This window comes from Pseudoalteromonas sp. MMG013 (assembly GCF_018100885.1).
Lineage (GTDB): Bacteria > Pseudomonadota > Gammaproteobacteria > Enterobacterales > Alteromonadaceae > Pseudoalteromonas > Pseudoalteromonas aurantia.
Genome location: NZ_JAGJEE010000010.1, coordinates 41,552 through 60,433 on the forward strand (window position 1 = coordinate 41,552; position 18,882 = coordinate 60,433).

An 18,882-nucleotide genomic window follows, 5' to 3' on the forward strand; every position below is an offset into this window, starting at 1 on the left:
CGCAATTGCGCGTAACGTTAACTGGTCAGAGGAGAGGGGGGAGTATGGATAAGTCACAAATCATAACGACAGTAGCTGAAATTTTTGTTGATAAAATGCCGTTTAATCAGTTTTTGGCTATTAGGGTTAATCATTTAGATGCGGAATGTGCAGAAATTCAATTACCTTGGAAAGATGAGTTAATTGGTAATCCGTCACAAAAGATTCTACATGGCGGTGTTATTTCTGCCGTATTAGATAATGTTGGTGGCATGCTGGCAGCAGCATCGATTGTTGATAAACTTGAGGTTGACGTACTCCATACAGTGCCAAAAAAGTTAGCAACCCTTGGCACAATAGACATTCGTACTGATTTCTTACGGCCAGGCCGAGGGAAGTACTTCATAGCAAGTGCCAGTCTTATTCGTGCTGGCAACAAAGTATGTGTGTGTAGAATGGAGCTTCATAATGATGAAGGAATACAAATCGCCTTTGGTACAGGGACCTATTTAGTCGGCTAAATATTTTATATCACTGAAACTGCATTATTTCATAATTAGCACGTATAATGCCCTCCTCTTTGCATCAGATATGATACATATGCCAACCAGTCTTAACAAACAAGGGTACATTTACGCAGTACTTGCATTTTTAATGTGGGGGCTTGCACCGATTTACTTTAAGCAACTCGATCATATCGATGCTTTAGAGATTTTAACTCACCGAATCGTATGGTCAGTGTTGTTTTTACTGGCGATTATTGCGCTAATGAAGCAATGGCATAAAGTAGCCCCGGTCATAAAGCAACCAAAGTTAGTGTTGTTATTATGCTTAAGCTCCACTTTATTGGGTTTTAATTGGGGCTTATTTATATGGGCGGTCAATAATGGACATATGCTAGATGCGAGTCTCGGATATTATATTAACCCATTACTTAATGTCCTTTTGGGAGTGGTCTTTTTAGCGGAACGGTTGAGAAAATGGCAGAAAGTCGCTGTAGGGCTCGCTGTAGCCGGTGTCTCGTTACAAGTGATTAGCTTTGGCTCTTTCCCTGTTATTGCATTTTCACTGGCCAGTTCATTTGCGATTTACGGCTTATTGCGAAAGAAAATGCCTGTAGAGTCTTTACCTGGGCTATTGCTCGAAGCTTTAATTTTATTACCCGCAGCCATTATTTACTGGTGGGTCAGTGAACCATCAACAACCACGAATATGGCTCAAAATTCAGATTTAATTAATCTACTTTTGATTAGTGCGGGCATAGTCACCACTTTGCCATTATTGTGCTTTATTGCTGCGGCTAAACGTTTAGCCTATTCAACATTAGGTTTGTTTCAATATATAGGCCCTAGTTTGATGTTTGTATTGGCTGTAGCATTATATGGGGAGTCTTTTTCTACTGAGCGTATAGTGACTTTTGCATGTATTTGGAGTGCATTGGCGCTATTTAGTTGGGATACATATCGTTCATCAAAGTAACGGATAACGAATAACTGGTTAGGGCAATCAGTATGCCCTAACTTACCACTCTATTTCGACCTTCCTCTTTTGCATCATAGAGTTTTACGTCGGCGGCTTTTAAAAGTGCATCTATTTTTTGCTCTGCCATAGATACAAACCCAATAGAAATAGTAAAGTGGATTTTGTGGGGAGTCATAGAGGCACTGTTTGCATCTAAATACTGCCTAAAGAGTTCTAGTTGTTTCAAGTTCTCTTCTACACTGCCTTGGAGGAAGAAAACGGCAAATTCTTCGCCGCCTAAGCGTGCCTCCAAATCATGTTCGAAGAATTTCTTGAAGCAGACCGCGAGTGCACTGAGCACATCATCTCCCGCATCGTGGCCATATTGATCATTAATACTTTTAAAATGATCAATATCAATCATTGCCAAGGTACTACTTTGTTGCTTCAGCGCTTTTGACTTAAGTACTTTAGTGGTTTGCTCGAAAAAATAACGCCGATTAGGTAATTTGGTTAAATAATCCGTATTAGCTTGAAGGCGGATAGTTGCGATATTATCGAGCATATCTACGTTCTGACTCAAACGGCAATAAAACTCTTCGGCATTAAAGGGTTTTCGGAGGTAGTCGTTCGCACCATTTTTCAAAAAGCGCGCAGATAAATGAGATGCATTAGATCCAGAAATACCAATAATGGCAATATCATCGTCACTGTAGAGTCGACGAATTTCACCACACAGCTCAACACCACTCATTCGTGGCATTTCATTATCGGTAATAATCACCGAGATCTCGGGATTGTTTTGTAGTACCTCAAGCCCTTCTTGACCATCTTTTGCCTCCAAGACCTGATACTTATGTCGCTCTAGAAGTGCGCTGATATAGCGCCTTGTTTGTCGAGAGTCATCAACAACGAGTACTTGTACATTTTCATTACGAGGTAAACGTTGTAGTTGTCTTTTTAAATATTGGTAGGCTTGCTTATTTTCTTTTGTGATGTAATCAATAATGGGATATTTTTCGACGGTTTCCCGTGTTTTGATGTCTAAATTTCCCGTCATAACGATGGTTGGAATTTCTGCCTTAATGGTGCACGGAATTGCTTCTCCGTTGGGGGCATCTGGTAAAATGAAATCAACGACGGCGCAAAAGTACTGATTTTGGCTTACAAGCGCTTTAGCTTCCGCGAGTGAACCGGCAATATCAGCCGTATAACCAGAAGACACTGCGATGTGTTTCTGTACTTTGGCAATTGTGGGTGTATCTTCAATGATAAGTATTCGTCGAGTCACTTATATAAGCCTAGTCGTTCGCTAATACGCACAACATAGTTGTAAACCTATCTCGCCAAAAAAGCAATGACTAATGTGGGGTACAGGTTTATAACTAATTGTTTTTCGTTATATTGTAATAATACTAGACGAAATAATGATGATAACAAGTAAGGAACGTAATTCCTCAATTTAGAAGGATATATCACTGCCAGTATGTTATTCCGAAATTGGTAGTGAGGCGCGCAGTGTATCGCGATACACGCTTATTAACTTGTAGGCTCATGGTATTTTCTTTGGTGACGCATTGCGAGAGTGTCTCTTATTTTCCCGCTGCTGGGTAATTAACTACCCCGTAATTTACCTCCTAACTCCCTAAGTTTTAATAATACTCAAATTGCACCACAAGTGGACTACACTTCCACAGGTTATGGCATATCAATCCCAAGTCGGCAATGTAAATTGCGAGCCAGAAAGCGACATTACGGATTTTTATATTGAGGAGAAGCAATGGACACTGAACTATTGAGGACGTTTGTAGAAGTTGTCAATACACGGCATTTTGGTCGTGCTGCGGAAGGTTTATATATTACACAGTCGGCAGTCAGCTTTAGAATTCGGCAGTTAGAGCAGAGTCTTGGTGCCACGCTTTTTATTAGGCAAAGAAATAACATTCAATTGACGGCGTCAGGGGAGCGGTTGTTGCCTCATGCGCAGATGATACTTACAGGTATGCAACGTGTGAAAGCAGAAGTGGCGCTTTCCAATCATATGGTGGCACAATTATCAATCGCTGGGACGGCTAATATTTGGGATGCAGTTTTGCAGTCTAACATGGGCAAACTGGTTATTGCATTGCCTGATGTGTCATTAACTGCTGAAGTGAAAGGATTGCAAGAGTGTACCCGGTTGCTATTGGATCGAGCTTTAGATGTAGCAGTATTATTTGATCCGCCTAAAGTCGATGGATTAGTGGTTAAATCTATCGGCCACTTAAGCATCCTACCCGTTAGTACATTTGAGTGCTCGGATGCTGTGATGTTTTTTGATACTCAATATGTGTACGTTGATTGGGGACAGACATTTTCAACTTGGCATGCAAAGCAGTTCCAGGGTCAGATGCCTTATTACTTTAAAACAAGTACTGGGCGAATTGCGCTTGATTTGATGATGAATCGTGGTGGCGGTGCTTTTATTTCACAGAACCTAATTTCTGACATGCTCAAAAGTGGCGAGGTGTACCATATTAATGTTGTGGCTGGGTCATCTAAGGAGGTGTTTGCGGTCTATCACAAAGACAGTGGTCAGTTACCTGCCATTGAGGTTGCTGTAGATTCATTGGCCGCATTTATGTAGCGGTTTTTCTGTGTAATAGGGGGCGTTGTTTTTTCATCGTCTTATATTGGTTTCGCTATTTATCATTGAATCTATGGTTATTATGTCAGCTTGATGTCATTTTAATTTCATTTGCAAGTAGTCTTTTTTACCAAAATATTTCCCGTGTAATATTTCTGTCATTATGGGCTGGCACACTGCGCCTGTCTAAAAATTACGTGTTGCGATATTGAGGAATATAAACATGAAACTAGTTCAATCAACGCTTTTGCTGTCTGTATTAAGTGCACTATCATTCAACGCCTACGCTGATGTTAAGGTGTATGGTAAAGCAAACGTATCTGTGCAATCAACAGATGAAGGTGAAGGTTCTGCAACTGAAATTAAAAGCAACGCATCGCGTTTTGGTTTTAAGGGATCAGAAAAACTAGGAAGTGATTTAGAAGTTATCTATAAGCTGGAGTTTCAGGTAGATTTGTCTGATGCGGATTCAAAAGGTGATAAAGATAACATTACAGCACGTAATCAATATGTTGGTTTAAAGGGCAACTTCGGTGAGGTAGTGATAGGTCGAAATGATACGGCTTACAAACAATCTCAAGGCAAACTAGATCAATTCAATGACCTTGAAGGCGACATTAAAAATTTGTTTAAAGGTGAAAATAGACTCGGAAATTCTATTTCATATAAGTCGAACAGTTTTAGTGGCTTTAAATTGCTAGGGACTTTTATTGCTGAAGATGACCGCGACGGTAAGAATGGTTATTCAACCGCGCTAACATATGGTGACAGTAAACTGAAGAAGAGTTCGGTTTATGCAGCAATTGCTGTAGACAGTGAAGTAAAAGGCTATGATGCAGTTCGTTTTGCAATCCATGGTAAATTCTCTGATATTAAAGTGGGCGCGATTTATCAAATGCAGGAGCGTTCAGATGGCTCAGATGAAGCTGATGGATATATGTTAAACGCGGCTTACAGTATGGGTGTAAACACCTTCAAAGTGCAATATCAAGTGATTGATTTTGATCTGGGTGACAAAATTGACGGTATTTCTGTGGGCATTGACCACAAATTGAATAAAGTCACCAAGCTATATGGCTTCTACTCAACATTTGATGGTGATAATCAAGTTGAACGTGATTATGTTGCCGCAGGTATTGAATATAAGTTCTAATAACAAGAGTAACCTCAGAAAAAAAAGCTCATCATATGAGCTTTTTTTGTATTTACTAATATTAACTACTTAGTGACATTTTAAAAGTTCAACTACGTTACCGATAACCCATCAGTTTTTGTATTTCTAAGTGAAATACCCGCTCGTCTTGCGAACATACCCTTCATAAAAACGGAAATAAAGTTAAAATTCCATTATTTATAAAATGAAAATAATAAATATGGAATTTGAACGCATAACGAATATGATAGTGTTATGTTAATGGGGACTGTTTTGATATTCCAGTAGAAAAAATGTGGAAAAATCAACCTAAAGGAGGACTCTTACTGAACTTGCTCATTGATGAGGCACAAAATATTGAGGAGCTTGAGATGTATGTATCAAGTTATTTCTCCAGATCCTTACTGTAGAAATCGTGAAATACCTTAGTCATATATGATTTAACGTTTGGGGGGAAACCCCATTTTATATTTAAGGAAGCTTATGCTTAAGCTAAAAAAGAAACTGCTTAATCATGAAGTGGTTGTGTCACTTTGTTTTTCTATTTATGGGGTTTTTCTACATTTTAACCCTGAGTTTATTAATGAGAGTAAAATAAGGATACTTTATTTCTTAACGCCAGTGTTTTTTGTATATTTTATTTTCTCTCTTGTCTTCTCATTTAAATCATACAGCCATGTTGTTTTGGATAAAGATTATTTGTCTTTAGACGATGAAGAAATAAAAATGAAGGAGCTTGAGTTTGTTAATGTTTATATTTTTTATTCTTTTGAATCAATGGGGTGGGTGAGGAAGGTTAAAGTTTTCTATAAATATGTAGACGGAAGGTATTGTGATTTTTCAGGGTTTTATAAATTGAATATGGATTATAAAGAATTGCTTGATTTTTATAGCGATAATAAAAAAGTGATCATTGAAAAGAATAGTAGATAAACGGTATGTTGAGAAGAAGTCTTATTACCTTTTTTTGTTGTGCAATGTTTTTTTTGTTTTATGAGTTGAGCCTAAGTCACTTAAATATAATTAATGAAACGCAATATGAAGAAGCTTCAGCTTCGGTGGTTAAAAAAGAGAAAGAACTATTTGAGAGCGAAAATATTAACTCGTCAACAGAAGATGTAATCTTTTTTGATGAGAAACTGATTCAGTTGGCTTATGATTCTGAACAATGTCACTCTGAATTGGCTAGTAATTTGAAGTTGTTTAATTCAGAGAAAGCTGTATTACTAGACGCGTTTCTGATGCGAAATGATATAGAAGAATCATTATATGAGTTGCGAAAAGCAAACATTATAAGTGGCGATGAATCCATTTCTTTATACAAGAATTATTATATAAATAAAGAAATTAAGAGGAAAATTGTTAAGAGTGACGATGTTTTAAAAAGCCAAGAACGGGAAAGACTGTTAGAGCGAAATAAAAAATTAGTTACTTTAATAGAAAGTAATGATGAAAATAGTGTCAATACTTGGCTTGAATCTAATTTGCATTTGTTAGATGAACATTTTTTTTGGCGTGAAAACGATCAATTTTCAATTATTTCAAGTGAAATTATTTTTGGACTGTATTGGGAAAAAATACAACAGAGTAGCAGGGATTATTTTTTTAGAACAAATAATTTAAGCTCTTCGCTTTTATACGGAGCCATTGGTGCAAATGTTAAGCCTGAGAATTTACAAGACATTGTTGATAATAGTAATAAATTAACAACTCCATTATTGCTTTCAGATGGTCATCTAGGTGATTTGCTAACAGCTTCAGTATTGTCAGAGAACATTGAGCTAACTATCGTACTAAAAAGAAGCGGTAAATTTAAAAGGGATAACCTGCTAACTCCACCAGCTAATAAGTATATTAAAGATAAGTTACTTGCGAATAATCTTACTGAAAATAATATAGTTTATTTAAAAAAGTTAGCAAAGCACGGAGTTGTTCCCATCGTAGATAAAAAAGGTGCTCTTTTAGGGACGGGAGGTGTTCAACTGCCAATAGAGCTAAGACATTCTATTGAATTTGAAATACAGAGCACAGTTGGAAATATTGATAGAGAAGTGCTTTTAGTCGATGAAATGAGAGGGGTGTTAGACAAGAAAGAGCAGTTAAGTGAAGATAGATATCGCTGTCAAAAGCTGAAGCAAGCATTGGAAAAAATTGAACCCAAGTTTCATAGTTTTAGGCCTGATGAATATTTGATAGGGAAGACAGCCAATAGTAATGCTGAGAAAGTATCTTTTCTTTTTAATATATCCCCGGTGTTATCTGAAATTTTTATTTTGGATTTAATATCAAAAGGAGATACTAAGGATTTTTCAAAGATTGATAGTAGTGTGAAGAATTTCAATGAAATAACGCCGGAGATTGTTCAGCTAGGTAATCAATCTCTTCCTCATGAACAAAACTATTTGACTTACAAGTTGTACATTAGCATCGGCCAGAAAGCACTTGATATCGCAATGAAGAGTTCTTGGTATATCGATTTTTATAAGTTTCCTTCACAGGAGCTTATAACAGGTGAATATCATCACTTTTTGGTAGACTATCGAGCTACTGGGAAAATAACGCCTTCTTTGCTGTACAAAAGCATATCAGAGCGCAGTTATGATCATGCATTAGAGTTAATTGAGAGGTTTCCGTATTTAAATGGTTATAAATTCGGGAGAGATACTTTCCATTTATTTCTGGATCGAGTTATTCCTTTCAAAGTCGGTTATTTAAATAAAGAGCAAAAGGTTATTTTTGAGCACTTATTAAATAATACGATACTAGATAAATTTCATTATCAGCGTTTGCATCGACTTAAGCTCAAAATGCCTATTTATTTTAGTAAATTAACAAGGAAATACTCTCAGCTACAAGATGTAGAGTCGTACGAGGTTAGTCGTTATTTAGGACCTTAAAATCAGTTCATTGCTAAATTAGCTGTAGAGGGCTAATTTAGCATAACTACATTATGCTTGATTCGTTAAGTGTAAATACTTTTCGGCCAATTGTTCTAGGCTTTCCTGCCTATTGGGATCCGGCTTGATACAATCAATTGGGCAGACACTTACGCAAGTTGGTGTATCATAATGGCCGACACACTCAGTGCACTTATCTGGGTCTATTTCGTAAATTTTCTGACCAAAATAAATGGCTTGATTCGGACATTCCGGATCACACATGTCACAGTTAATACATTTATTATTAATTAACAAAGCCATCGTTAATCCTATTTAAATGGGTTTCGTGTATCTTGGTTTTCACCCAAATTACGCATTAAAATAGCATGATCTAAGTTAATGTCTTTTGGAAGTGGGATCTGTACAATATGACCCGACCCTTTTGCATCTTCAATACGCTGTCCTTTTTTGTTTTCCATATGCGCTAAATTAAAGGCAATATTGCCCTTTGGGGTCATGAGTTCAAGACTATTGCCGGTACAAAATTTGTTTTTAACATCAACTTCAACTAAACCATTGCTGTGTCTGCCAAGGATTTCACCCACAAATTGTTGTTTGTCACTGATTGAATGGCCGTATTCATAATTTTGATAGTCTTGATGCGCATGCCTTTTTAAAAAACCTTCGGTGTAACCTCTGTGTGCTAGGTTCTCTAGTGTGCGCATTAATGTCGGATCAAAAGGTTTACCAGCAACCGCATCGTCTATTGCTTTTCGATAGACTTGTGCCGTGCGGGCAACATAGTAAAAAGACTTGGTTCTGCCTTCAATTTTGAGGCTATGTACACCCATTTTTGTAAGTTGCTCGACGTATTGTACCGCACGTAAATCTTTTGAATTCATGATGTAAGTACCATGCTCATCTTCAAAAGCGGGCATATATTCGCCTGGTCGACCAGGCTCTTCTAGCATAAAGGTCGAATTGGTGGGCGCACCTAAGCCGAGTGTTGGGACCACAGCATTGGGGTCAATTTGATGTACAAGATCGCCGGTTTCATTTTCTTTAGCAGGCTTTGCATCATATTCCCAGCGGCACGCGTTGGTGCATGTCCCTTGATTTGGATCGCGCTTATTAATGTATCCCGATAGCAAGCAGCGACCAGAGTACGCCATACATAAAGCGCCATGTACAAAAACCTCTAATTCTGTATTAGGGCACAGAGTGCGAATTTCGCTAATTTCATCAAGGGATAACTCACGAGACAAAATAACGCGTTCTATCCCCTGTTGTGCCCAAAACTTTACACTGGCAAAATTAACGGCATTGGCCTGCACAGATAAATGGATTGGCATATCTGGCCACTTCTCTCGAACAAGCATGATCAAGCCCGGATCCGACATGATCAACGCATCTGGCTGCATAGCAATAACGGGTTCAATATCTCTTAGATAGGTTTTTACTTTACTATTGTGTGGGGCAATATTTGATACGACATACAGTTTTTTATTTTGTTGATGTGCTTCATTGATACCCAAAGATAGGTTGTCTAAATCAAACTCGTTGTTACGTACTCTCAAGCTGTAACGCGGCTGTCCTGCGTAAACTGCATCTGCACCATACGCAAAAGCGTAACGCATATTCTTTATACTACCGGCAGGTGAAAGGAGTTCTGGTATAAACATAGTAAATAAACCTCATCATAGAACTGGGTACAAACCAGCTGTTGGGGTCAAAAATTGACGTGAAAGTGAAAAGCGGCGCAGTATAATAGCCACTTGGTTGCGGTTATTTGATGCAGATCATTATTTCATTGACTGACGATTTACTTTGCCTCTCTTTTTCCTTGTCAAGATAGCGGGCGAATCTAGTAGGTTTTTTCTAGCAAAAAGCGTATAATTCGCGGCCGTTAATATTCATAAACTATTTTGGAGCAAAAAAGATGGCTTTAGAGCGTACTTTTTCAATCATCAAGCCTGATGCGGTAGCTAAAAACCACATCGGTGCAATCTATAACCGTTTCGAATCAGCTGGTCTTAAGATCGTTGCTTCTAAAATGGTTCACCTTTCTCAAGAGAAAGCTGAAGGTTTCTACGCAGAGCACAAAGAGCGTCCTTTCTTTGGCGCACTTGTTTCTTTCATGACGTCTGGTCCAGTAATGGTTCAGGTTCTTGAAGGTGAGAACGCAGTACTTAAAAACCGTGAAATCATGGGTGCTACTAACCCTGCTGAAGCACTAGCTGGTACTTTACGTGCTGACTACGCAGACAGCATTGATGAGAATGCGGTACACGGTTCAGATGCTCCAGAGTCTGCTGCACGTGAAATCGCTTACTTCTTCGCTGAAGAAGAGCTTTGCGCACGCACTCGTTAATATCGAGTGTAAGCAAAGGAAAGAAGGGCTTTCGAGCCCTTTTTTTGTCTCTGTTTAAAGTCTGTTTTGCAAAATGTTTAACCAGCCTTTGGTATGAACCTTTTGCAAAGCAATCAACAATGATTGTGAAGCTTGCCTGTTTTTTGTACAATGCGCGGCTACCTTATCGTTGTTATACCGTCACCTGAATTGAGGTTGTTTCATGGCCACCACTGAGAAAAAAATTAACTTACTTGATCTTAATCGCGAGGGGATGCGCGAACTTTTTGCATCGTACGGAGAAAAGCCGTTTCGCGCGGATCAGGTGATGAAATGGATTTATCACTTTGGTATTGATGATTTTGAGCAAATGAGCAATATCAACAAAAAGCTTAAAGCAAAATTATCTGCTGACTGTGAGATTGTCGCGCCAGAGATCTCAGTTCGACAAGAAGCCAGCGATGGCACCATCAAGTACGCTTTGGTACTTGAAGGTGGGCAGGAAGTTGAAACTGTGTGGATCCCAGATAAAGACCGAGCCACATTATGTGTGTCTTCACAAGTTGGTTGTGCGCTTGAGTGTACATTTTGCTCGACGGCTCAGCAGGGCTTTAATCGCAATCTAAAAGTATCTGAAATTATTGGTCAAGTATGGCGAGTGGCAAAAGATATTGGTTTACATGATGGTGATAGCACTAAGCGCCCAGTGACGAACGTTGTAATGATGGGGATGGGTGAGCCACTACTTAACGTGAACAATGTTGTTCCTGCGATGGAATTGATGATGGATGATTGGGCATTTGGTTTATCTAAGCGCCGTGTCACTTTGAGTACGTCAGGGGTAGTGCCGGCACTCGACATTTTGAAAGAGCGTATTGATGTGGCGCTGGCTATTTCGCTGCACGCACCAACCAATGATTTACGTGATGTTTTGGTGCCAATTAATAAAAAGTACCCAATTGAAGAGTTTTTAGCGGCTTGTCGTCGTTATATTGATGGTTCTAAAGCCAATAAAGATGTCACTATTGAGTATGTCATGCTGCAAGGTATTAATGACAGCACAGATCAAGCTCATGAACTTGTAAAAGTATTAAAAGGGACACCATCAAAAATTAATTTGATCCCATTCAATCCATTCCCTGGTAACGAATATGGTCGTTCAAGTAATAGCCGGATAGACCGCTTCTCTAAAGTATTACAAGCCGCAGGTTTGACTTGTATTGTGCGCCGCACACGAGGCGATGATATCGATGCAGCTTGCGGCCAATTGGTGGGGGACGTTGTCGATAGAACGAAACGTTTAGCGAAAAAACAAATGCGTGAAGATAACGCGATTGCGGTTTCTGTGAAGGCCAGCTAAGTAAATTAGTTTATTAAAGCCCTTTTGTCTAAAAAACAGATGAAACATAAGGGCTTTTAGGTAATATAGAGGCTCGATGTTATTACATAATGGGTGGTGCATGCGTTCTTGCTTAATATTATCTGTGGCTTTGCTTTGTTTATCTGGGTGCGTCACTGAAACGAGCTCGGTCACACGTAACAATCCTAGTGCCAAGAATACAGTGAGTAGTCAAGATGCTGCTAAAACGCGGATTGCACTCGCGATGCAGTATTTAAATGCAGGCAATACTACTCAAGCTAAGTTTAATCTAGAAAAGGCTGCTTCCTTTGCCCCTCACCTCACCGAAGTCCACTATGCTTTGGCATATTATTATGAAAAAGTCGGTGAACAACAATGGGCCAAAAAAGCATACTTAAAAGCACTGGCACTAAACCCTGATGACCCAAATGCATTAAATAACTATGGCACATTCTTATGTCGTATTGAGGATTACGATGGCGCACGTGCACAATTATTGAAAGCCATTAATATTCCAAGTTATTTGAGAGTCGCGCAAAGTTATGAAAATTTAGCGCTATGTGCTGTCAAACAAGACAAGTTTGACTTGGCATTAGAGTATTTAGAAAATGCAGTTCAGCATAATGGAAGAAGCCAGTCGGCATTGATTGGACTAGCTGCACTTTTTTATGCAAGAAGTGACTTACATCAAGCCGAAAATATCCTTGAGGCTTATCGCAACAGGGGATTTATGTCTGCTAGAGCCCTATTATTAGAACACTTACTGCATCAAAGAATGGGGCATTTAGAGCGTGCAGAATCATTGTCAACAACCTTAATTCAAAACTACCCTAACTCAAGGCAAGCCGCTTTATTATTGCGTGAAAAGGTGCTTGAGTCTGAGTTTGAAAAATTAACAGAGCAGTATCGTCAAGCGCAAATAAAGAAAATAACTAAAACGGGATCAGGGCGTGTCATCAATGAACCCAAGATCAAAATTACGCGTAAAAAAGTAGCGAAGCAAACAGTCTCTGTGGTTAAACAAGCCGCCGATGTTTCACAAGTGAGTATTTCTTTACGCCAAAATACCGAGAAATACACGGGAAATTCACCCACAATTACGCCTGTAGCGAGCACAGTCAAAAGTACTCAATTACCTGTGAAAGCACACGTTAATGACGACAGTATACGGGTAATTTCATTTGGAGAAAGTACCGAGACGTCAGACGCAGGCCAAGGCACTGTCAAGTTTTATAAACCAGACCCAAGCAAGGTGATTTTTAAAAAATCTGCCGCTCATTCGATTGATATCATCGCAGAAGAAAGCCGTCGAGATCATTCCGTGAATATTACTGTGCCTTTGCTTAACAGTGAGGTAGTAATGCCGAATGTGCCGTTTCACATAATGAAGGTAGCTGAAAACCTTTTTAGTTTATCGGTTCGTTATGATATCAAAATAGCGAAATTATTAACGTGGAATGGCCTGAAAGCCTCAGACAAAGTGAAAGCAGGCAGTAAAATCTTTTTGAATAATCCACATATAACCTATGCTATTCAGTCAGATGACACCTTGTATAATATTGCGACTCAGCATGGATTGCAGATCGATGATTTAATGCGATGGAACAAATTAACACCCGACGTGATCTTGAGTGAAGGTCATAGTTTACTAATTGTAGATCCAAACAGTTACATTTTATGAATCAAGAACTTACCGAACAACAAGACGTACCACCTACTTTAGGCTATACATTGCAAGTGGCTCGAGAAGCTGCTGGATTTTCCATCGAAGAAATTGCTGAACGTTTAAAGTTAAGCCCACAACAAATAAATCAGCTTGAGCGAGATGACTACGATAAACTTGGACCATTAACGTTTATTCGAGGTTATTTAAAGAGCTATTGCGCCATTTTAAAGTTACCGGCCAAAGAAACGATGGGCTTATTTAAAAGCCCTGAAAAGCAAGCTGTAAGCAAAAAAATGCAAAGTTTTTCCCGTCGCACTGAAAAAGAAGCGAGCGATAATCGTTTAATGATTATTAGTTATGTGATTTTGATAGTGACATTAGGCGCTTCTGGTCTTTGGTGGTGGCAATCAACGGATACAACTTCACAATTAGATATCAAAAACACAGAGCTTGCACTTGAAAACACTGAAGCTACCACGGCAATGCGTGCTGATGGGCGCATTGACGGATCAATCAACGAGCAGGTAAATGAAGATGTGGATGAAGAGAGAGTTGAAGTTCAAAATCAGGCTGAGGCTGTATTGGAATCAAGAGAAAACTCTGGTGAAGCACGTATAGATAGTGATGACATTGTTTTAGAGACTCAAAACATGTCATTAAATGCGGTGGCAGATCCAGAGACATCAACCACCGAAGAGCAAGCTTTACCAGAAGGTGTTAGCACAATAGTGATGAGATTCAGTGATGACTGTTGGGTAGAAATATTTGATGCAACACAAGAGCGCGTAGCATTTGGGATTAAAAAAGCAGGGTATACTATGACTGTGCAGGGTAAGGCACCGTTTGCAGTGATCCTAAACAAGCATTTGATGGTAGATGTTGAATTAGATGGTCAACGTGTTGATTTAACATCTTTACCGAAGAACCGATTAGCAAAATTTAAATTACCGTTAGTAGAGTAACCGTCATGTTTTCAGAATCACCTATTAAACGCAGAAAGTCGACCCGAATAAATGTAGGCCATGTCCCTATTGGTGACGGTGCCCCTATTGCCGTACAATCAATGACCAACACTAATACCATGGATGTTGACGCAACGGTTGCACAGATCCAAGCAATTCAAGATGCCGGGGCTGATATTGTACGTGTTTCAGTGCCAACTATGGATGCTGCTGAAGCGTTTAAGAGTATTAAAGAGCAAGTTGATATTCCTTTGGTAACGGACATTCATTTTGATTACCGTATAGCGCTTAAAGTAGCTGAATATGGGGCAGATTGTTTGCGTATTAATCCTGGTAACATTGGCAGCGAAGACAGAATACGTGCTGTGGTTGATGCGGCGGGTGAACGCAATATCCCAATTCGGATTGGGGTTAATGGCGGATCTCTAGAGCGAGATTTACAAGAAAAGTACGGTGAGCCAACACCTGAGGCGTTACTAGAGTCAGCGATGCGTCATGTAGAAATATTACAACGTTTGAAGTTTGATCAGTTTAAAGTTTCTGTTAAGGCATCTGATGTATTTTTAGCTGTTGGGGCCTATCGTTTGTTAGCAAAAGAAATCGATCAGCCATTACATTTAGGGATCACGGAAGCGGGTGGCTTTAGATCTGGCTCTGTGAAGTCAGCAGTGGGACTGGGCATGTTATTGGCTGAAGGTATTGGTGATACATTGCGGGTATCATTAGCAGCGGATCCGGTTCAAGAAATCAAAGTGGGCTTTGATATATTGAAGTCGTTACGCATTCGTTCGCGAGGCATTAACTTTATTGCATGTCCGAGTTGTTCACGTCAAGAATTTGATGTGGTTAATACCATGAACCAACTGGAAGAACGTTTAGAAGATATCGTAACACCAATGTCAGTCTCTGTAATTGGCTGTGTGGTGAATGGACCGGGTGAAGCCTTAATCAGTGATATTGGCCTTGCAGGTGCAAACCGACGCTCAGGGTTATATATTAATGGCGAACGCCAAAAAATGCGTATTGATAATGATAATATTGTTGAGCAGTTAGAAGCGCAAGTACGTGATTTTGTCGCAAAGAAAGAAGCGCAGCCTGCGATAGATATAAAAATAGTCGAATAATGGTAATAACTAAGCGACTCATATGGGATTATCTGCGTTGAGTCGTTTACGTTTTAAGCGAGCGCGGTATAATGAGCGATTAATTTTCAGCGCATTGTTGTGCGTTTAGCGTGCTTGTATCAGTTTTAATAATTTTTAGTTAGGATTTTCAGTGGCGAAACAAATTCAGGCAGTTCGTGGAATGAACGATTGTCTGCCAGGTACTACACAGATTTGGCAGAAAGTAGAGCAAACATTACGTCAAACGGTGGCGTCTTATGGTTATCAAGAGATCCGTTTTCCTGTTGTAGAATCTACTGACTTATTTAAACGCTCTATCGGTGAAGTTACCGATATTGTTGAAAAAGAAATGTATACCTTTGAAGACCGCAGTGGGGATAGTCTTACTTTACGACCAGAAGGGACTGCGGTGTGCGTGCGTGCTGGTAATCAAAATGGTTTGTTATATAACCAAGAGCAACGCTTGTGGTACATGGGTCCAATGTTCCGTCATGAACGTCCTCAAAAAGGTCGCTATCGTCAATTCCATCAGTTTGGCGTAGAAACATTTGGTATGGCCAGCGCAGATATTGATGCGGAAGTTATTTTATTGACAGCGCGTTTATGGCAAGCATTTGGTATAACAGAACATGTACGATTAGAGCTAAATTCACTGGGCTCAAATGAAGCGCGTGCTGAATATCGAGATGCGCTTGTGGCGTTTTTAGAACAGCATATTGGGCATTTAGATGAAGACAGTAAGCGCCGTATGCATTCAAACCCGCTACGAGTATTGGATAGTAAAAACCCTGATGTGCAGGCTATTTTAGTTAATGCGCCAAAACTATCAGAGCATTTAGATGAAGAATCTCGCACACATTTTGCAAATTTATGTGAACGTTTGGATGCAGCTGGCGTCAGATATCAGGTTAACGAAAAGTTGGTTCGTGGTTTAGATTATTACAATCGCACTGTATTTGAGTGGGTGACAGATAGTTTAGGCGCACAAGGGACAGTATGTGCTGGTGGCCGTTATGATGGATTAGTAGAACAACTCGGTGGTAAAGCAACCCCTGCGGTTGGATTTGCTATGGGGTTAGAACGTCTAGTGTTGATGCTGCAAGAGTTAGAGTGTGTTGGCGAGCTTCGTCGTAACGCGGATGTATACGTTGCGGCAATGGGTGATAAAGCCAGCATTCAGGCTCCGGTGATTGCAGAGGAACTGCGTAGCGACGTAATGGGTTTACGTGTTATGGTGCACGCAGGTGGCGGCAACTTCAAAAAACAATTAAAACGCGCAGATAAAAGTGACGCTCTTGTTGCTTTGATCTTAGGTGAAGATGAATTGGCTGAAGGTAAAGTAACCGTTAAATATCTTCGCGAACAAAAAGAACAAGTTACCTTGTCAATAGCTGAGGTTAAGGCCTTGCTATCAGACTTGGCTGGATAAGAGGTAAGAATGGAAATTTATTCAACAGATGAACAACAAGCAGAAGCAATAAAGCAGTTTTTCCGTGATAATGGGGTGTCTTTAGCGCTAGGTATTGTGATTGGCCTTGGTGGTTTATATGGCTGGAAGGCATATAACCAAAACCAAATTAGCAATGCAGAAGCTGCGTCTAGTGCGTATAGCAGTATTGCTGAAAGTGGGGAGATTTTAGCTAGTGCAGACTCTTTTATTAAAGATAATGCCGAGTCAAACTATGCGGTGTTGGCTGCGTTTGTTGCGGCAAAAGAAGCTGTAGATAGTAATCAATATGGTGTTGCGGCTGAGAAATTGCGCTTTGCTGCAGATTCTGTAAAGAATCCAGAATTAAAGGCAACAGCTTTAACTCGTTTAGCACGAGTGCAACTAGCAGATAAAAAGCTAGATGATGCACTGGCTACTTTAGAAGCCGTAATGCCCACTAGTTTTAATGCCCAAGTATCAGAAATTAGAGGTGATGTGTACCTTGAAAAAGGTGATAAGCAATCGGCTCGAACACATTATCAAGCTGCTGTTTCTGCAAGTGAAGATGGCAATAATACGTTACTACAAAATAAGCTAGATGATTTAGCCATTGCGCAGACCGCAGTATAAGGAGCTAAAATGAAACAGCTTAGTATAGCCACTTTAGCGCTGTGTATGGCGTCGTTGTTGGGTGGGTGTTCATCAAATGATGAAGATGAAGAAGTTTTAGTATTACCTGAGATAAATAACCAGTTTGAAACACAAGTTCAGTGGCAAGAAAGTGTGGGAAGCGGTGTCGAGCATTACTTTTCTCGGTTAACGCCGACTGTATACGAAGACACCGTCTTTGTTGCTGAACGCTATGGTGAAGTTAAAGCGTTAGATGTAAATACGGGTAAAACACTCTGGGAAACCGATTCACGTAAAAACCAAGCCTTTTGGCCTTGGGAAGACAGCGATAGTGCGAAGCTTTCTGGTGGTATCTTACAAGCTTTTGGTAAAATTTATATTGGCTCAGAGCATGGTGAAGTGATTGCTTTAGACCGTGAAACGGGTGCAATCGTGTGGCGTAAAGCCGTGCCTGGAGAAGCGTTATCTTCACCTGCGGCGGGCGATGGGTTAATTTATGTCAACCTAGGGTCAGGTAAGTTGCTTGCGTTACACCCAGATACCGGTGAAGAGCGTTGGCGGCATGAACAAGAAGTTCCGGCATTAACACTGAGAGGTTTGAGTTCACCTACGAGTGCAAATGGTGGAGTGCTGTTCGGTGAAGAAAGTGGTAAACTATCAGTATTAATTGCTGAAAACGGTTATTCCGCGTGGAGCGTTGATGTTGCCTTGGCAAAAGGTGCGTCAGAGTTTGAGCGATTGGTTGATGTTGATACAAAACCATTAGTGAGTGGCACCAATGTATACGCAATTGCGTATAATGGCAATTTAGCTGCTGTTGACGTACGAAACGGCAATGTCGTTTGGAAACGAGAGTACAGTAGTTATAGAGATTTTAGCATTGAAACCAATTCCATCTATATTGTAGATAGCGAAGGTGTTATTTATGCACTAGATAAGGACTCAGGCATTGAACGTTGGAGTCAACCTGCGTTACGTGGGTGGTACTTAACGACGCCTACAGTGGCTGGGAACTATTTAGTTGTAGGTGACCAAGAAGGTAATCTACACTGGTTAGATAAACAAAGTGGTCAGCTAGTATCAAGAGAAAGTTTTGATAGCTCTGGGTTTTTTGTTGAACCTGTGATTGCTGGCGACAAGCTAATTGTATACACCCGCGATGGTGAAGTTAGCGCCGTTAAAATTCCATAACACTTAGTTATTATTAAGTTTGTTAAGGCTTCGCTTTGCGAAGCCTTTTGTTGTTTATTAAAGAGGTAGTCT

Annotated in this window: 17 protein-coding genes; 14 read left to right on the plus strand and 3 right to left on the minus strand. The window is 39.8% G+C overall.

Going from position 1 to position 18,882, the window contains the following annotated elements; genetic code table 11:
• Positions 1-44 precede the first annotated feature (44 nt).
• Together J8L98_RS11275 and rarD are read left to right on the plus strand one after the other, a co-directional pair.
• Entirely contained in the window at positions 45-500 is a 456-nt protein-coding gene (locus tag J8L98_RS11275) for a thioesterase family protein (RefSeq protein ID WP_192505901.1), read from the plus strand.
• 79 nt (positions 501-579) lie between these two features.
• Positions 580-1,458, plus strand: coding sequence for an EamA family transporter RarD (gene rarD, locus J8L98_RS11280; RefSeq protein WP_247682529.1), 879 nt, complete (start codon positions 580-582; stop codon positions 1,456-1,458).
• A 37-nt stretch (positions 1,459-1,495) separates the two neighbouring features.
• Here the strand turns inward: rarD and J8L98_RS11285 are convergent, their stop codons facing one another.
• Positions 1,496-2,731: a response regulator gene (locus J8L98_RS11285; protein ID WP_210996495.1), complete on the minus strand. Its 1,236-nt coding sequence runs from the start codon at positions 2,729-2,731 to the stop codon at positions 1,496-1,498.
• A 489-nt stretch (positions 2,732-3,220) separates the two neighbouring features.
• On the opposite strand from J8L98_RS11285, the gene J8L98_RS11290 reads away from it, so the two are divergent.
• The 4 genes from J8L98_RS11290 (at position 3,221) to J8L98_RS11305 (ending at position 8,116) form a co-directional block, all read left to right on the plus strand.
• Positions 3,221-4,066 carry a LysR family transcriptional regulator gene (locus tag J8L98_RS11290; protein WP_210996496.1) on the plus strand — a complete coding sequence of 282 codons (846 nt, stop codon included), beginning with the start codon at positions 3,221-3,223 and terminating at the stop codon, positions 4,064-4,066.
• A 223-nt stretch (positions 4,067-4,289) separates the two neighbouring features.
• The gene (locus tag J8L98_RS11295) at positions 4,290-5,219 is read left to right on the plus strand and encodes a porin (protein ID WP_210996497.1); all 930 of its coding nucleotides are present in this window, start codon (positions 4,290-4,292) and stop codon (positions 5,217-5,219) included.
• Positions 5,220-5,702: 483 nt separating this feature from the next.
• The gene (locus tag J8L98_RS11300; RefSeq protein WP_210996498.1) at positions 5,703-6,152 is read left to right on the plus strand and encodes a hypothetical protein; all 450 of its coding nucleotides are present in this window, start codon (positions 5,703-5,705) and stop codon (positions 6,150-6,152) included.
• Between the two features lie 5 nt (positions 6,153-6,157).
• A complete protein-coding gene (locus J8L98_RS11305) occupies positions 6,158-8,116 on the plus strand; it encodes a hypothetical protein (RefSeq protein WP_210996499.1) in 1,959 nt (652 codons plus the stop codon).
• Between the two features lie 51 nt (positions 8,117-8,167).
• Here the strand turns inward: J8L98_RS11305 and J8L98_RS11310 are convergent, their stop codons facing one another.
• Complete coding sequence (locus tag J8L98_RS11310) at positions 8,168-8,419, minus strand: YfhL family 4Fe-4S dicluster ferredoxin (protein ID WP_210996500.1); 252 nt, start codon at positions 8,417-8,419, stop codon at positions 8,168-8,170.
• Between the two features lie 8 nt (positions 8,420-8,427).
• Positions 8,428-9,780, minus strand: coding sequence for a tRNA 5-hydroxyuridine modification protein YegQ (gene yegQ / locus J8L98_RS11315; RefSeq protein WP_210996501.1), 1,353 nt, complete (start codon positions 9,778-9,780; stop codon positions 8,428-8,430).
• A 257-nt stretch (positions 9,781-10,037) separates the two neighbouring features.
• On the opposite strand from yegQ, the gene ndk reads away from it, so the two are divergent.
• The 8 genes from ndk to bamB all read left to right on the plus strand — a co-directional run bounded on the left by ndk (position 10,038) and on the right by bamB (position 18,810).
• On the plus strand, positions 10,038-10,469 hold the full coding sequence (gene ndk, locus J8L98_RS11320; RefSeq protein ID WP_192505892.1) for a nucleoside-diphosphate kinase: 432 nt from the start codon (positions 10,038-10,040) through the stop codon (positions 10,467-10,469).
• Positions 10,470-10,671: 202 nt separating this feature from the next.
• Positions 10,672-11,808 carry a bifunctional tRNA (adenosine(37)-C2)-methyltransferase TrmG/ribosomal RNA large subunit methyltransferase RlmN gene (locus J8L98_RS11325; protein WP_010364188.1) on the plus strand — a complete coding sequence of 379 codons (1,137 nt, stop codon included), beginning with the start codon at positions 10,672-10,674 and terminating at the stop codon, positions 11,806-11,808.
• Positions 11,809-11,908: 100 nt separating this feature from the next.
• Positions 11,909-13,489, plus strand: coding sequence for a type IV pilus biogenesis/stability protein PilW (gene pilW, locus J8L98_RS11330; protein WP_210996502.1), 1,581 nt, complete (start codon positions 11,909-11,911; stop codon positions 13,487-13,489).
• Entirely contained in the window at positions 13,486-14,436 is a 951-nt protein-coding gene (locus tag J8L98_RS11335; RefSeq protein WP_210996503.1) for a RodZ domain-containing protein, read from the plus strand. Before pilW ends, J8L98_RS11335 begins: the two co-directional genes overlap by 4 nt.
• A gap of 5 nt (positions 14,437-14,441) precedes the next feature.
• Positions 14,442-15,560, plus strand: coding sequence for a flavodoxin-dependent (E)-4-hydroxy-3-methylbut-2-enyl-diphosphate synthase (gene ispG / locus J8L98_RS11340; RefSeq protein WP_210996504.1), 1,119 nt, complete (start codon positions 14,442-14,444; stop codon positions 15,558-15,560).
• A 151-nt stretch (positions 15,561-15,711) separates the two neighbouring features.
• Positions 15,712-16,989 (plus strand): histidine--tRNA ligase, encoded by a 1,278-nt coding sequence (gene hisS, locus J8L98_RS11345; protein ID WP_210996505.1) that lies wholly within the window; start codon positions 15,712-15,714, stop codon positions 16,987-16,989.
• 9 nt (positions 16,990-16,998) lie between these two features.
• Entirely contained in the window at positions 16,999-17,619 is a 621-nt protein-coding gene (locus J8L98_RS11350) for a tetratricopeptide repeat protein (RefSeq protein ID WP_192505887.1), read from the plus strand.
• A 9-nt stretch (positions 17,620-17,628) separates the two neighbouring features.
• Positions 17,629-18,810, plus strand: coding sequence for an outer membrane protein assembly factor BamB (bamB, locus tag J8L98_RS11355; protein WP_192505886.1), 1,182 nt, complete (start codon positions 17,629-17,631; stop codon positions 18,808-18,810).
• Positions 18,811-18,882 lie beyond the last annotated feature (72 nt).

Excerpts from the sequence above, each read along its gene's own strand:
- J8L98_RS11305 (WP_210996499.1), top strand. The coding sequence starts at position 6,158 with ATGTTGAGAAGAAGTCTTATTACCTTTTTTTGTTGTGCAATGTTTTTT.
- ndk (WP_192505892.1), top strand. The coding sequence starts at position 10,038 with ATGGCTTTAGAGCGTACTTTTTCAATCATCAAGCCTGATGCGGTAGCT.
- rarD (WP_247682529.1), top strand. The coding sequence starts at position 580 with ATGCCAACCAGTCTTAACAAACAAGGGTACATTTACGCAGTACTTGCA.
- pilW (WP_210996502.1), top strand. The coding sequence starts at position 11,909 with ATGCGTTCTTGCTTAATATTATCTGTGGCTTTGCTTTGTTTATCTGGG.
- J8L98_RS11290 (WP_210996496.1), top strand. The coding sequence starts at position 3,221 with ATGGACACTGAACTATTGAGGACGTTTGTAGAAGTTGTCAATACACGG.
- J8L98_RS11325 (WP_010364188.1), top strand. The coding sequence starts at position 10,672 with ATGGCCACCACTGAGAAAAAAATTAACTTACTTGATCTTAATCGCGAG.
- J8L98_RS11295 (WP_210996497.1), top strand. The coding sequence starts at position 4,290 with ATGAAACTAGTTCAATCAACGCTTTTGCTGTCTGTATTAAGTGCACTA.
- J8L98_RS11335 (WP_210996503.1), top strand. The coding sequence starts at position 13,486 with ATGAATCAAGAACTTACCGAACAACAAGACGTACCACCTACTTTAGGC.
- J8L98_RS11350 (WP_192505887.1), top strand. The coding sequence starts at position 16,999 with ATGGAAATTTATTCAACAGATGAACAACAAGCAGAAGCAATAAAGCAG.
- J8L98_RS11275 (WP_192505901.1), top strand. The coding sequence starts at position 45 with ATGGATAAGTCACAAATCATAACGACAGTAGCTGAAATTTTTGTTGAT.
- J8L98_RS11300 (WP_210996498.1), top strand. The coding sequence starts at position 5,703 with ATGCTTAAGCTAAAAAAGAAACTGCTTAATCATGAAGTGGTTGTGTCA.
- J8L98_RS11310 (WP_210996500.1), bottom strand. The coding sequence starts at position 8,419 with ATGGCTTTGTTAATTAATAATAAATGTATTAACTGTGACATGTGTGAT.
- bamB (WP_192505886.1), top strand. The coding sequence starts at position 17,629 with ATGAAACAGCTTAGTATAGCCACTTTAGCGCTGTGTATGGCGTCGTTG.
- ispG (WP_210996504.1), top strand. The coding sequence starts at position 14,442 with ATGTTTTCAGAATCACCTATTAAACGCAGAAAGTCGACCCGAATAAAT.
- yegQ (WP_210996501.1), bottom strand. The coding sequence starts at position 9,780 with ATGTTTATACCAGAACTCCTTTCACCTGCCGGTAGTATAAAGAATATG.